This window comes from Massilia sp. BKSP1R2A-1, assembly GCF_050586525.1.
GTDB lineage: Bacteria > Pseudomonadota > Gammaproteobacteria > Burkholderiales > Burkholderiaceae_D > Telluria.
On sequence record NZ_JBOBRE010000007.1, the window covers coordinates 267,417 to 280,219 of the forward strand.

Here is a 12,803-nt window from a genome sequence, read left to right on the forward strand (position 1 = left end):
CTCACCCGCCATGGATGCGTTTGAGCTCCCGGATCCAGTCAGACAGGTTTTTCTTGACCGAGTCTTGCCGGGACTCAAACCCTTCCTCGTCCAGATAGCCCTCTGTCTCGATTGCGTACTCATGCTGTCGAAGTTCATGCGTGACGCTCATCGGTACGCCCTCGAGGGCACGAATACTGTTACCCAGGAAATCCACAAAGGCCGCGCGGGCCATGCGTCCATTCGCGCAGGCTGCCAACGCATCTTCCAGTCGTTTGAGAATCGAAAGGTTGGACACGGTACCGTGGACGTCGTGGCAGCCGCTCAGACTTCGACTTCGCCCTCGAATACGGTCACGGCCGGGCCACTGAGGTAGACCGGCTCGCCGGGCCCAGCCCAGGCGATGCTCAGCTCGCCACCGCGGGCGGAGACCCGCACCGGCGAATCGAGCAGGCCGCGGCGGATGCCGGCCACGACGGCGGCGCAGGCGCCGGTGCCGCAGGCCAGGGTTTCGCCGGCGCCGCGCTCGAACACGCGCAACTTCACGTGCCGGCGGTCCACCACCTGCATGAAGCCGGCATTCACTTTTTTCGGGAAGCGCGGATGCGTTTCGATTGCCGGGCCCATCGTTTCCACTGGAGCGGTATCGACGTCGTCGACTACCTGCACCGCGTGCGGGTTGCCCATCGAGACCACGGATACGAACACCAGCTGCTCGCCCACCGGCAGCGGCCAGTTGGTATCGCCGCCTTCGATCCGGCCGTCCAGGCCTGCGCTGTCGAAGGGCACCTCGGCTGGATCAAGGCGCGGCGCGCCCATGTCCACCGTCACGCTGCCGTCCAGCTCCAGGCGCGGGGCGATGACGCCCTTCATCGTTTCGACGCGAATGCTGCTTTCTGTCGAGAGCCCCTTGTCGCTCACAAAACGGGCAAAGGCGCGGGCGCCGTTGCCGCATTGTTCGACCTCGCCGCCATCGTTGTTGAAGATGCGGTAGCGGAAATCGACGCCGTCCGTGACCGGGCGTTCGACCACCAGGATCTGGTCGGCGCCGATGCCGAAGCGGCGGTCAGCCAGCTTGCGCCATTGCTCCGCACTCAGGTTGACGTCCTGGTGGATGGCGTCCACGACGATGAAGTCGTTGCCGGCGCCGTGCATCTTGGTGAATTTCAGTTTCATGCTGGTTCAGTTCTGCTAATGCAAATCCATATTGGATTAGCGCGGCTTAATCACGCAGTTTACTCGTAGAAGGACGGCTCGCCCGCCGGACGGGTCTTGAAGCGTTTATGGGTCCAGAAGTATTCCGCCGGCGCCTCGCGCACGCGCTCTTCGATGAAGGCGTTCATGCGGCGGGTCGCCTCGACCATGTCGTCGCCCGGATAATTCTCCCACGCCGGATAGAAACGCACACGCCAGCCCTGGTAATCCGGCAGATAGGTCGCGATCACCGGAATCACCTTGGCGCCGGTGGTCGCCGCGATGCGGCCCAGGGCGGTCAGGGTGGCGGCCGGGATGCCGAAGAAGGGAACGAACTCGGCATCCTTTTCGCCGAAGTCCATGTCCGGCAGCATGAAGTAGGGCAGGCCGTCGCGCAGCGCGCGCAGGATGGGCTTGATGCCCTCCTTGCGCGTCACCAGGCGCACCGGGCCGTAGCGTTCGCGGCCGTGGCGCAGCAGCTTGTCGAAGGCCTCGTTCTTCTGGGGCACGTACATGCTGCACACCGGGATCACCCGCGAGGCCACGCCGGCCACGTCCAGGCAGACGAAGTGCGGGCACAGCAGGATGGTCGGGCCGGCCTCCATCTCGGCCTGCGGCACCGCCGGCTCCACATGGATATAGCTGCGTACCCGTTCCTCCGGCGCCCACCAGAGGATGGAGCGCTCGAAGATGCTGCGCGCGTAGGCGCGGAAGTGCTGCTTGGCGATCGCATGGCGTTCCGCATCCGACTTTTCCGGCATGCACAGGCGCAGATTGGTCAGGGCGATGCGGCGGCGCTTGCCGAGGATCAGGAACATCAGGCTGCCGACCGCTTCGCCGAAGCGCCCGAGGATGGGCAGCGGCAGGAAATGCAGCAGCCACAGGAAACCGAGCAGTAGCCTCATGCCGCGACCTCGCTCTCCGGGCCGCTCACGCCTTCCGGCTGCTTATAGCGGTTATAGCTCCAGAAATACTGCGCCGGGCAGCGGGCGATCAGCTGCTCCATGGCGCGGTTGATCGCCGCCGCCTGTTCGCCGGCACTGCCTTCCAGGCTGCCCTCGAAGGGCACGAAGCGCACGACGTAGCCGCGCCCCTTTGGCAAACGCTCGGCATAGACCAGCAGGATGTCGGCCTTGCCCAGCTGGGCCAGCTTGGCCGGCAGCGTCATGGTATAGGCGGTGCGGCCGAACCATGGCGCCCACACGCCTTCGCCTTCCTGCGGCACCTGGTCGGGCAGCAGGCCGATCGGCTCGCCGCTCTTGAGGGTCTTGGCCAGGATGCGCACGCCGGACAGGGTTGCCGGGGCGAGTTTCAGGTTGTGGCGGGCGCGGGCGCCCTCGACCAGGGGCTTCAGTGCGCTTTTCTTCGGCGGACGGTACATGACGGTCAGGGCCGTCTGCAGGGCGATTTGCTGGGCCGTCATTTCGAAACAGCCCAAGTGTGGCGTCAGGAACACAATGCCGCGGCCGGCGTCGAGGCGTTCCTGCACAAGTTCCCAGTTCTCCACGCTGGCGTGGCGGGCGACGCGTTTCGGGTCGGCGCACCAGACGAAAGCCAGCTCGATGATGGCCTTGCCGGCCTCGGCCACGGCGGCATTCAGGTGCTGTTCATAGCCGGCCTGGGCCAGGTTGGCGCGCAGGCGGCGGCGGTAGGAGCCGGACAGGAGGTAGACTAGCCAGCCGAGGGCCGCGCCTAAGGCATGCAAAAACGGCAATGGGAATACCGATAGTGCACGGAATAAATAAACTAACATGCTATTGATCAGGGTTGAACGCGCAGGGCGTGGTAGAGCAAAATTCTCGAAGGAAGCGTAAAATACCACTTAATGCAGGATCCGCCGAGTTAATAGACAACTTGCGAAGCGGAATATAAATGTCGCTAAAGCGTCGCAGGCAACCGTTGCTGCGGCACATTTTTAAAACAATCGCCCTCACAGCAGTAACTGGAGCCTACATGTCCAACGACTACCTCTTCACTTCCGAATCGGTTTCGGAAGGCCATCCCGACAAGGTCGCCGACCAGATTTCCGACGCCATCCTCGACGCCATCCTGGAGCAGGATCCGCGCGCCCGCGTCGCTGCCGAAACCCTGTGCAACACCGGCCTGGTGGTGCTGGCGGGTGAAATCACCACCCACGCCAACGTCGACTACATCGGCGTCGCGCGCAATACCATCAAGCGCATCGGCTACGACAATACCGACTACGGCATCGACTACAAAGGCTGCGCCGTGCTGGTCGCCTACGACAAGCAGTCGCCGGACATCGCCCAGGGCGTGGACGAAGGCGCCGGCATCGACCTCGATCAAGGTGCGGGCGACCAGGGCCTGATGTTCGGCTATGCCTGCGACGAGACCCCGGAATTGATGCCGGCCGCTATCTATTACTCGCACCGCCTGGTCGAGCGCCAGTCGCAGCTGCGCAAGGATGGCCGCCTGCCATGGCTGCGTCCGGACGCCAAGTCGCAGGTCACCCTGCGCTATGTCGACGGCCGCCCGGTCTCCGTGGACACCGTCGTGCTCTCCACCCAGCACCACCCGGACGTGACCCACTCGCAGATCGAGGAAGCGGTCATCGAAGAGATCATCAAGCCGACCCTGCCGCGCGAGTGGCTGCAAGACACCAAGTTCCTGGTCAACCCGACCGGCCGCTTCGTCATCGGCGGCCCGCAGGGCGACTGCGGCCTGACCGGCCGCAAGATCATCGTCGACACCTACGGCGGCGCAGCCCCGCACGGTGGCGGCGCCTTCTCGGGCAAGGATCCGTCCAAGGTCGACCGCTCGGCCGCCTACGCCGCGCGCTACGTCGCCAAGAACATCGTGGCCGCCGGCCTGGCGCGCCAGTGCCAGGTGCAGGTCAGCTACGCGATCGGCGTGGCCCGCCCGATCAACATCACCGTCTACACCGAAGGCACCGGCGTCATCTCCGACGAGAAGATCGCCCAGCTGGTGATGGAACACTTCGACCTGCGCCCGAAAGGCATCGTCCAGATGCTCGACCTGCTGCGCCCGATCTACGCCAAGACCGCGGCCTATGGCCACTTCGGCCGCGAAGAGCCGGAGTTCACCTGGGAGCGCACCGACAAGGCGGCGCTGCTGCGCGCGGAAGCCGGCCTGGCATAAACCTGTCGGCAAGCTAGCAACAGTGGCGGCCTATTCGGCCGCCACTCGTGGTAAACTCGCCCATTCCGAGGAGCGTTGCGACGAAGATTCCCATCTTCGCCAGGCTCGGATATCAACACCGCGCTCACGTTACTTTTTTCAACCATTGAAAGGAGGGCGTGATGAGCGCCGTACTCAAAGACATCAACGATTTCCACGTCGCAGACATCTCCCTGGCATCCTGGGGCGAGAAGGAAATCCGCATTGCTGAAACCGAAATGCCGGGCCTGATGGCGATCCGCGAGGAATACGCCGCCGCCCAGCCGCTGAAAGGCGCGCGCATTGCCGGTTCCCTGCACATGACCATCCAGACCGCGGTCCTGATCCGCACCCTGGAAGCCCTTGGCGCGCAAGTGCGCTGGGCATCGTGCAACATCTACTCGACCCAGGACCACGCCGCCGCTGCCATCGCTTCGGTCGGCACCCCGGTCTTCGCCGTCAAGGGCGAAACCCTGGACGAGTACTGGGAATACACCCACCGCATCTTCGAATGGCCGGGTGACAACCACGCCAACATGATCCTGGACGACGGCGGCGACGCCACCCTGCTGCTGCACCTGGGCGTGCGCGCGGAAAAGGACATCTCGGTGCTGGACAAGCCGGGTTCGGAAGAAGAAATCTGCCTGTTCAACTCGATCAAGGGCCGCCTGGCGCGTGACCCGGCCTGGTACTCGAAGCGCCTGCCGTGCATCCTGGGCGTGACCGAGGAAACCACCACCGGCGTGCACCGCCTGTACCAGATGCACCAGGAAGGCAAGCTGGCCTTCCCGGCGATCAACGTCAACGACTCGGTCACCAAGTCGAAGTTCGACAACCTGTACGGCTGCCGCGAATCGTTGGTGGACGGCATCAAGCGCGCGACCGACGTCATGGTCGCCGGCAAGATCGCCGTGATCGCCGGCTACGGTGACGTGGGCAAGGGCTCGGCCCAGGCCATGCGCGCGCTGTCGGCCCAGGTGTGGGTCACCGAGATCGACCCGATCTGCGCCCTGCAGGCCGCGATGGAAGGCTACCGCGTCGTGACCATGGACTACGCCGCCGAACACGGCGACATCTTCGTCACCTGCACCGGCAACTACCACGTCATCACCGAGCAGCACATGCTCAAGATGAAGGACCAGGCCATCGTCTGCAACATCGGCCATTTCGACAACGAAATCGAAGTCGCGGCACTCAAGAAGTACGAGTGGGAAAACATCAAGCCGCAGGTCGACCACGTGATCTTCCCGGACGGCAAGCGCATCATCCTGCTGGCCGAAGGCCGCCTGGTGAACCTGGGCTGCGGCACCGGCCACCCGTCCTACGTGATGAGCTCCTCGTTCGCGAACCAGACCATCGCCCAGATCGAGCTGTTCGCCAACACTGCCAAGTACCCGGTCGGCGTCTACACCCTGCCGAAGCACCTGGACGAGAAGGTCGCCCGCCTGCAGCTGAAGAAGCTCAACGCCCAGCTGACCACGCTGACCGAAGAGCAGGCCGCCTACATCTCGGTGAGCAAGGAAGGCCCGTACAAGCCGGATCACTACCGTTATTAATCCTCGGTAGCTGGTAAAGGATGCGCGGGCGCGGCGTTGTTTCAACCCCGCGCCCGTTTTTCAACAGTGGTCACTTTCCCGCGTGAAAGTGACCGTGTACCACGAAAGTCGATGCGATGCGCTTGCTGATTACCTGGCTGATCAATGCCCTGGCCCTGATGGCCCTGCCTTTCCTGATGTCTTCCGTCGTCGTCACCAATTTCACGACCGCGCTGATCGCCGCGCTCGTGCTCGGGCTGGTCAATACCCTGATCCGTCCGCTGCTGGTCATCCTCACCCTGCCGGTGACCGTGCTCTCGCTGGGCCTCTTCATCCTCGTCATCAACGCCCTCCTGTTCTGGATGGTGTCGCACTGGATCGAGGGCTTCGACGTACGGGGATTCGGCTCCGCCTTCCTGGCAGCCATCTTGTACAGCATCATTTCGTGGGCGCTTTCGACCTTGCTCCTCAAAGACAAAGATGAACACGCATAATTTCAGTATCGAGTTCTTCCCGCCGAAGACCGAAGAGGGCGCCGACAAGCTGCGCGTCGTGCGCAGCAAACTCGCCGAATTGCAGCCGAAGTATTTCTCGGTGACCTTCGGCGCCGGCGGCACCACCCAGCAGGGCACCTTGCAGACCGTGCTCGAGATCAAGAACGAGGGCTTCGATGCGGCGCCCCACCTGTCCTGCATCGGCGGCACCCGCGACTCGCTGCGCGCCATCCTGCAGGAATTCCAGGCCAAGGGCATCCGCCGCCTGGTGGCCCTGCGCGGCGACCTGCCGAGTGGCTATGGCGCCGGCGGCGAGTTCCGCTACGCCAACGAGCTCGTCGAGTTCATCCGCCAGGAAACCGGCGACTGGTTCCACATCGAAGTGGCGGCCTATCCGGAAATGCACCCACAGGCGCGTTCGCCCCAGGACGACCTGCAGGCCTTCGCCCGGAAGGTAGCCGCCGGCGCAAATTCGGCGATCACGCAGTATTTCTACAACCCGGACGCCTACTTCCAGTTCGTCGACAATGTGCGCAAGCTCGGCGTCGACGTGCCGGTGGTGGCGGGCATCATGCCGATCACCAATTACACGCAGCTGATGCGCTTTTCGGACATGTGCGGCGCCGAGATCCCGCGCTGGGTGCGCGTCAAGCTGGCCAGCTTCGGCGACGACAGCGCCTCGATCAAGGCCTTCGGGCTGGATGTCGTGACCGGCCTGTGCGAGAAGCTGCTGGCAGGCGGCGCGCCGGGGCTGCATTTCTACAGCATGAACCAGGCTGCGGCGACGACGGCGATCTGGCAAAGGCTCGTCAAGTAGGGTGGACGGCTTGCCGTCCGCGCGTCCAAACCGATGGTGAATTGACGCGCATCGTCTGTTCCCACGCTGGTTGAACGCGCGGTCGGCGGAGCCGACCACCCTACATTTCGGTCATCATTCGATCGAGCGGGATGTCGTATTCCCCGATCTCGAACGCCACCTGCTGGCACGCATACGCGATGCCCACCGTCTTCGGACGCGGCTCGGCCTCGAGCGTCCTGTCATAAAATCCCCCGCCATACCCCAGCCGATAGCCACGCGCATCGAAGCCCAGGCAGGGCACCAGCAGCGCCTCCGGCCTGTCGACCATCCGCAGCTCCGCGGGCACCGCCACCCCCATGCTGTCCGCCACCGTCGCCTCGCCCGGCACCCAGGCAGCGAATCCCAGCGCCGCATCGCGCTCCAGCACGACAGGCAGGGCCAGCCGTACGCCTGCCTCCGCCAAATCCGCGTAGGCTGGACGCAGGTCCGGTTCGCCGGCGAGCGGCCAGTAGACCCCGAGCATGCGCACGCCATGCTCCTGCACCCAGGCCAGCACGCGCGCGCCGATGCGGTCATCCCAGGCGCGCTTCACGGCATGGTCGATGGCGCGGCGCCGCTCCTTCAACAGGCGGCGCAGTTGTGGTTTATCGGGTGCAGCACTTGCGCCATCGTCTGGCAGGAGCCCGGGGGCGCGTGGTATTCTTGGATCGCCGGTCATGGTGTGAATGCAGCGTTGAGTGAGAGTTGTGGATGTTTCAATCGAGATTGACAACCGGCTCCCTGCCGGCCGTTTTTTTCCTTGCATGCGCTTCGTGGATGCTGCCCCTTGGCCCAGCCCACGCGGAATCCGCGCCGGATGCGACGCCGGCCGCGCAGCAGACCATCTCTCCGGTGCCGGCCGGCGCACCCACGGTGCCCGGAGCTACCCCGGCGGATTCCCGCGCCGATGACGACACCTTCATGCTGCTGCGCGAAGCAGCGCGCCAGAACGACGCGGCCAAGGTCAATGCACTCGCATCGCGCCTGCCGAACTACGTGCTGGCGTCCTACGTCGACTATTATCGTCTGAAACCCCGCCTGCGCGAGGCCACGCAGGAGGAGATCCGCGAGGTCCTGCGCCGCCACGAGGGCACGGCCGTCGCCGAGCAGCTGCGCACCGAGTGGTTGCTGGACCTGGGCCGGCGCCGCGACTTCGCCGGCTTCGACCGCGAAGCGGGCCAGCTGGCGCGCGGCGACAACCTGCAGATCCGCTGCTACGCCTTGCTGGCGCGCGCCAACCGCGGCGAACCGGTGGCGCTTGACGCCCGCGCCCTCCTGCAAAGTCCGCCGGGCTATGGCGAGGCCTGCGCGGCCCTGATCGCCCAGCTCTACCAGACGCGCCAGTTCAACGACGAGGACCTGTACTGGCAGCTGCGCCTGGCCGGCGAAGCCGACGCCACCGGGCCGGCGCGCCGCATCGCACTGTTGCTGGGCGCCTCCGACACGCGCGCGGCCCAGGCCGTCGACGTACCCGCCGTTGCCATGGCGCGCGGCATCGGCAAGACCCGCGCCGAACGCGCGATCTACCTGGTCGCGGTCGGCCGCATGGCGCGCACCAGCCTCAAGCTGGCCGCCGTCGCGCTAGAGAAGAACAGCCCCAAACTCACGCCGGAAGAACGCGCCACCGGCTGGGCCAGCCTCGCACACGCGGCCTCGATCGGCCTGTCGCCCGACGCCTACAACTACTGGCAGCGCACCAATGGCGTGCGCCTTACCAGCGAGCAGCTGCAGTGGAAGACCCGCATCGCCCTGCGCCGCGGCGACTGGAAAACGGTCCGCGCCACCATCGAGGCGATGCCGCAGGCGCTGAAAAACGACAATGCCTGGGTCTACTGGCTGGGCCGCGCCGACAAGGCCGAGGGCAAGACACAGGAAGCGAATGCGGCCTTCGAGCGCATCGCCAGCCAGCACAATTACTATGGCCAGCTCGCGCTGGACGAACTCGGCCGCCAGGTCACGGCGCCGCCGGCGCCGGCCCCGCTTACGCCCGAGGAGCTGGCCCAGGCCGGCGCCAACCCCAGCCTGCAGCGCGCCTTGAAGTTCTATTCCTTGCGCCTGCGCGCGGAAGGCAACCGCGAATGGAACTGGGGGCTGCGCGGTTTGTCTGACCGTCAGTTGCTGGCCGCCGGCGAACTCGCTCGCCGCAACGAGCTGCTCGACCGCACCGTCGAAACCTCGCTGCGCACGCGCTCCGAGATCGACTTCGCGCAGCGTTTCCCGGCGCCGCACCTGGACGTCCTGCACCCGACCGCGCAGGGCCTGGGCCTCGACCAGGCCTGGGTCTACGGCCTGATCCGCCAGGAATCGCGCTTCGTCCTTGACGCGCGCTCCGGCGTCGGCGCCTCCGGCCTGATGCAGGTGATGCCGGCCACCGGCAAGTGGGTGGCGGCCAAGATTGGGATGGACAATTTCGTTCACAGCATGCTCACTGACCTGCGGACCAATATCACGCTCGGCGCCAATTACATGAACATGGTGCTAGAGAACTTTGACGGCGACGAGATCCTCGCCACGGCGGCCTACAACGCCGGCCCCGGACGCGCGCGCGCCTGGCGCGGCCTGCTGGACCAGCCGATGGAAGGGGCGGTCTTCATCGAGTCGATCCCGTTCTCCGAGACCCGCAGCTACGTGCGCAATGTGCTGGCCAACGCCACCAACTACGCCGCCGTGTTCGAGAACAAGCCGCAATCGATCAAGACCCGCGTGCGGCCGGTGCAACCGCGCGAGCGCACCGCCATCCTCCCCTGAACCTTTTATGAAAGTCCGGCCATGCGCGAACAGAACGTGGTGGTCATCGGCGGCACCGGCTTCATCGGCGGCCATCTCCTGAACCGCCTGGCGCAAGACGGATTCAACACCCTGGTGCCGGCGCGCCACTACGAGGCCGCCAAGCACCTCACCACCTTGCCCTGCCTCGACCTCGAGGTGGCGAACATCCACGACGACGCCACCCTGCGGCGCCTGTTCCAGGGCCGCGACGCGGTGATCAACCTGGTCGGCGTGCTGCACGGCGGGCAGGGCGATCCCTACGGACCGGGTTTCCGCCGCCTGCACGTCGAACTGCCGCGCCGCATCGTGCAGGCCTGCGTGGATGCGGGCGTGCCGCGCTACCTGCACATGAGCGCCCTGGGCGCCAGTCCCACCGGCGCATCGATGTACCAGCGCTCCAAGGCCGACGGCGAGCTGGCCGCGCGCAGCCGGCCGGAAGTATCCGCCACCATCTTCCGCCCCTCCGTGGTGTTCGGCCCGGGCGACCATTTCCTCACCCTGTTCGCGGCCCTGCAGCGCCGCCTGCCCGCCGTGCCGCTGGCCTGCGCCGGGGCGCGCTTCCAGCCGGTCTACGTCGAGGACGTGGTTGCCGCCTTCGCCGCGGCGCTGCGCGACCCGCATACGCGCGGGGCCACGATCGAACTGGCCGGCCCCGGCGTCTATACCCTGGCGGAACTGGTGCGCCTCGCCGGACGCCATGCGGGCCGCGAGCGCCATGTCTTCGCACTGCCCGACTGGGCCGCCCGGGCGCAGGCGCGCCTGTTCGAGCTGCTGCCGGGCGAGCCGGTGATCAGCCGCGACAACCTGGCCTCGATGAAGACCGACAATGTGCTCGTCCCCCATGAAGGAGTCTTGACAGCGGGCGCGCTGGGAATCAAGCTCACACCGCTCGAGGCCGTCGCGCCGCATTACCTGGCGCCCGCACGCGGACTCGATGACTACCGCGAGCACGCGGGCCGCTGACACCTCAACTTACCGGACACCATGCAGACCATCGAACTCGACCCGACCCTGTCTTCCACCCTCGAACAGGCCCGCCAGCCGGGCCTGACCCTCGTCATCGGCAACAAGAACGTGTCCTCGTGGTCGATGCGTCCCTGGGTGGCGGCCAAGGCCTTCGGGATCCCGTTCACCGAAGTCCGCGTCCTGCTCGACCAGGCCGACACTGCGACCAATATCGCGCGCTACTCGCACGCCGGCCGGGTGCCGGTGCTGCTGGCGGGCGAGATGACGATCTGGGACAGCCTCGCCATCGTCGAATACCTGGCCGAGCAGTTCCCGGACAAGCATATGTGGCCGCAGGACGTCGCCGCGCGCGCACTGGCGCGGGCCATCGTGGCCGAAATGCACTCGGGCTTCGCCGAACTGCGCACCCAGATGTCGATGAACATCCAGGCGCGCCTGCCGGGCCGCGGCCGCACCCCGGGCGCCCAGGCCGACATCGGCCGCATCTGCGAGATCTGGGAAGACTGCCTGTCCCGCTTCGGCCACCACCATTTCCTGTTCGGCGACTTCTCGATCGCCGACGCCTTCTATGCGCCGGTGGTATGCCGCTTCAAGACCTATGGCGTGGCGCTGGCCCCGGCCCTGCAGGCCTACTGCGACCGCGTGCTGGCCCACCCGGCCGTGGCCCAATGGGTCGAGGAAGCCATGCGCGAGACCGACCCGACCCCGCTGCACGACCTCGAGCTGCCGGGCGAGGACCAGTGAACACGATGCGGACCTACGTGGTCGGCGGCGCCGTGCGCGACGCCCTGCTGGGACGTCCCGTCACCGACCACGACCACGTGGTGGTCGGCGCCACGCCCGAGCAGATGGTGGCGCAGGGCTTCCGCCCGGTCGGCAAGGATTTCCCGGTCTTCCTGCACCCGCAGACGCAGGAGGAATACGCGCTCGCCCGCACCGAGCGCAAGACCGCGCCCGGCTACCACGGCTTCGTCTTCCACACCTCGCCCGAGGTCACGCTGGAGGAAGACCTGGTGCGGCGCGACCTGACCATCAATGCGATGGCGCGCGCGGAGGACGGCAGCATCGTCGACCCCTACGGGGGCCGGCAGGACCTGCGCGACCGCATCTTCCGCCACGTCTCGGAAGCCTTCGCCGAAGACCCGGTGCGGATCCTGCGCCTGGCGCGCTTCGCCGCGCGCTTCCCGGATTTCCGGGTGCACGAGAGCACCAATGCCCTGATGCGCCAGATGGTCGCGAGCGGCGAGGTCGACGCCCTGGTGCCGGAACGCGTCTGGCAGGAGCTGGCGCGCGGCCTGATGGAGGAACAGCCTTCGCGCCTGTTCGCCGTGCTGGCCGACTGCGGGGCCCTGGTCCGCCTCCTGCCGGAACTCGATGCCGATGCCTCCCTGATGGGGGTGGTCGACGGGACGGCGGGGCAGGGCGCGCCGCTCGAGGTGCGCTTCGGGGTGCTGCTGCACCGGCTGCCGCAGCAGGACGTCCTGGAGGTGAGCAAGCGCCTGAAGGCGCCCAACGAATGCCGCGACCTGGCCCAGTTGATCGCGCGCGAACGCGGCGTCGTCGAGCAGGCAGGGGAGCTCGACGCCGAGGCCATCGTCACCCTGTTCGAGCGCAGCGACGCCTTCCGCAAACCGGAGCGTTTCGGCCAGTTGCTGCTGGCGGCTGCCTGCATCGGCGGCGCGGCACACTCGCCGCAAGCGCGCCTGCCGCGCGCCCTGGCGGCGGCGCGCGCCGTGAACGCGGGCGAGGTGGCGGCACGCTGCGCCGGCGACAAGGCCAGGATCCCGCAGGCCGTCCACGCGGCCCGGGTCGCGGCGGTAGCGGAGGAGTTGTAACAGGGCAATTCAGAAGTGCGCGGCTGTTCCGCAAGCTTTTGCTATGCTTCTCCGA

General features: G+C 66.5%; 13 protein-coding genes and 1 riboswitch. Of the genes, 8 read left to right on the forward strand and 5 right to left on the reverse strand.

Annotation, left to right across the window (positions count from 1 at the left end; genetic code table 11):
• Nucleotide 1: 1 nt before the first annotated feature.
• The 4 genes from ACQ7JA_RS13360 to ACQ7JA_RS13375 are packed head-to-tail and all read right to left on the reverse strand — an operon-like array spanning nt 2 to nt 2,926.
• Entirely contained in the window at nt 2–277 is a 276-nt protein-coding gene (locus ACQ7JA_RS13360) for a hypothetical protein (RefSeq protein ID WP_430898425.1), read from the reverse strand.
• A 26-nt stretch (nt 278–303) separates the two neighbouring features.
• Nucleotides 304–1,155: a diaminopimelate epimerase gene (gene dapF, locus ACQ7JA_RS13365; protein ID WP_430898427.1), complete on the reverse strand. Its 852-nt coding sequence runs from the start codon at nt 1,153–1,155 to the stop codon at nt 304–306.
• Nucleotides 1,156–1,214: 59 nt separating this feature from the next.
• Nucleotides 1,215–2,078, reverse strand: a complete 864-nt coding sequence (locus ACQ7JA_RS13370) for a lipid A biosynthesis acyltransferase (protein WP_430898429.1) — start codon at nt 2,076–2,078, stop codon at nt 1,215–1,217.
• A complete protein-coding gene (locus ACQ7JA_RS13375; protein ID WP_430898431.1) occupies nt 2,075–2,926 on the reverse strand; it encodes a lysophospholipid acyltransferase family protein in 852 nt (283 codons plus the stop codon). Before ACQ7JA_RS13375 ends, ACQ7JA_RS13370 begins: the two co-directional genes overlap by 4 nt.
• 200 nt (nt 2,927–3,126) lie before the next feature.
• On the opposite strand from ACQ7JA_RS13375, the gene metK reads away from it, so the two are divergent.
• The 4 genes from metK to metF all read left to right on the forward strand — a co-directional run bounded on the left by metK (nt 3,127) and on the right by metF (nt 7,157).
• Nucleotides 3,127–4,293 carry a methionine adenosyltransferase gene (gene metK / locus ACQ7JA_RS13380; RefSeq protein WP_430898433.1) on the forward strand — a complete coding sequence of 389 codons (1,167 nt, stop codon included), beginning with the start codon at nt 3,127–3,129 and terminating at the stop codon, nt 4,291–4,293.
• Nucleotides 4,294–4,354: 61 nt separating this feature from the next.
• Nucleotides 4,355–4,426: riboswitch (S-adenosyl-L-homocysteine riboswitch) on the forward strand.
• A 28-nt stretch (nt 4,427–4,454) separates the two neighbouring features.
• Nucleotides 4,455–5,867 carry an adenosylhomocysteinase gene (ahcY, locus tag ACQ7JA_RS13385; RefSeq protein ID WP_430898435.1) on the forward strand — a complete coding sequence of 471 codons (1,413 nt, stop codon included), beginning with the start codon at nt 4,455–4,457 and terminating at the stop codon, nt 5,865–5,867.
• Nucleotides 5,868–5,983: 116 nt separating this feature from the next.
• Nucleotides 5,984–6,340, forward strand: coding sequence for a phage holin family protein (locus ACQ7JA_RS13390; RefSeq protein ID WP_430898437.1), 357 nt, complete (start codon nt 5,984–5,986; stop codon nt 6,338–6,340).
• Entirely contained in the window at nt 6,327–7,157 is an 831-nt protein-coding gene (metF, locus tag ACQ7JA_RS13395; protein ID WP_430898439.1) for a methylenetetrahydrofolate reductase [NAD(P)H], read from the forward strand. The genes ACQ7JA_RS13390 and metF overlap by 14 nt, the downstream gene beginning before the upstream one ends.
• Before the next feature lie 100 nt (nt 7,158–7,257).
• Here metF and ACQ7JA_RS13400 read toward each other — a convergent pair whose 3' ends face one another.
• Nucleotides 7,258–7,857, reverse strand: coding sequence for a 5-formyltetrahydrofolate cyclo-ligase (locus ACQ7JA_RS13400; RefSeq protein ID WP_430898441.1), 600 nt, complete (start codon nt 7,855–7,857; stop codon nt 7,258–7,260).
• Nucleotides 7,858–7,955: 98 nt separating this feature from the next.
• On the opposite strand from ACQ7JA_RS13400, the gene ACQ7JA_RS13405 reads away from it, so the two are divergent.
• From ACQ7JA_RS13405 to ACQ7JA_RS13420, 4 genes are read left to right on the forward strand one after another with little or no spacing between them, the layout of a single operon-like run.
• Entirely contained in the window at nt 7,956–9,926 is a 1,971-nt protein-coding gene (locus ACQ7JA_RS13405) for a transglycosylase SLT domain-containing protein (protein ID WP_430898443.1), read from the forward strand.
• Nucleotides 9,927–9,947: 21 nt separating this feature from the next.
• Nucleotides 9,948–10,910 (forward strand): complex I NDUFA9 subunit family protein, encoded by a 963-nt coding sequence (locus ACQ7JA_RS13410; protein WP_430898445.1) that lies wholly within the window; start codon nt 9,948–9,950, stop codon nt 10,908–10,910.
• A gap of 21 nt (nt 10,911–10,931) precedes the next feature.
• Nucleotides 10,932–11,657, forward strand: a complete 726-nt coding sequence (locus ACQ7JA_RS13415; protein WP_430898447.1) for a glutathione S-transferase family protein — start codon at nt 10,932–10,934, stop codon at nt 11,655–11,657.
• A gap of 5 nt (nt 11,658–11,662) precedes the next feature.
• A complete protein-coding gene (locus ACQ7JA_RS13420) occupies nt 11,663–12,748 on the forward strand; it encodes a multifunctional CCA tRNA nucleotidyl transferase/2'3'-cyclic phosphodiesterase/2'nucleotidase/phosphatase (RefSeq protein WP_430898489.1) in 1,086 nt (361 codons plus the stop codon).
• Nucleotides 12,749–12,803 lie beyond the last annotated feature (55 nt).

Coding starts and splice junctions, on each gene's coding strand:
- dapF (WP_430898427.1), bottom strand. CDS start 1,155: ATGAAACTGAAATTCACCAAGATGCACGGCGCCGGCAACGACTTCATC.
- ACQ7JA_RS13370 (WP_430898429.1), bottom strand. CDS start 2,078: ATGAGGCTACTGCTCGGTTTCCTGTGGCTGCTGCATTTCCTGCCGCTG.
- ACQ7JA_RS13375 (WP_430898431.1), bottom strand. CDS start 2,926: ATGTTAGTTTATTTATTCCGTGCACTATCGGTATTCCCATTGCCGTTT.
- metK (WP_430898433.1), top strand. CDS start 3,127: ATGTCCAACGACTACCTCTTCACTTCCGAATCGGTTTCGGAAGGCCAT.
- ahcY (WP_430898435.1), top strand. CDS start 4,455: ATGAGCGCCGTACTCAAAGACATCAACGATTTCCACGTCGCAGACATC.
- ACQ7JA_RS13390 (WP_430898437.1), top strand. CDS start 5,984: ATGCGCTTGCTGATTACCTGGCTGATCAATGCCCTGGCCCTGATGGCC.
- metF (WP_430898439.1), top strand. CDS start 6,327: ATGAACACGCATAATTTCAGTATCGAGTTCTTCCCGCCGAAGACCGAA.
- ACQ7JA_RS13400 (WP_430898441.1), bottom strand. CDS start 7,857: ATGACCGGCGATCCAAGAATACCACGCGCCCCCGGGCTCCTGCCAGAC.
- ACQ7JA_RS13405 (WP_430898443.1), top strand. CDS start 7,956: ATGCTGCCCCTTGGCCCAGCCCACGCGGAATCCGCGCCGGATGCGACG.
- ACQ7JA_RS13410 (WP_430898445.1), top strand. CDS start 9,948: ATGCGCGAACAGAACGTGGTGGTCATCGGCGGCACCGGCTTCATCGGC.
- ACQ7JA_RS13415 (WP_430898447.1), top strand. CDS start 10,932: ATGCAGACCATCGAACTCGACCCGACCCTGTCTTCCACCCTCGAACAG.
- ACQ7JA_RS13420 (WP_430898489.1), top strand. CDS start 11,663: ATGCGGACCTACGTGGTCGGCGGCGCCGTGCGCGACGCCCTGCTGGGA.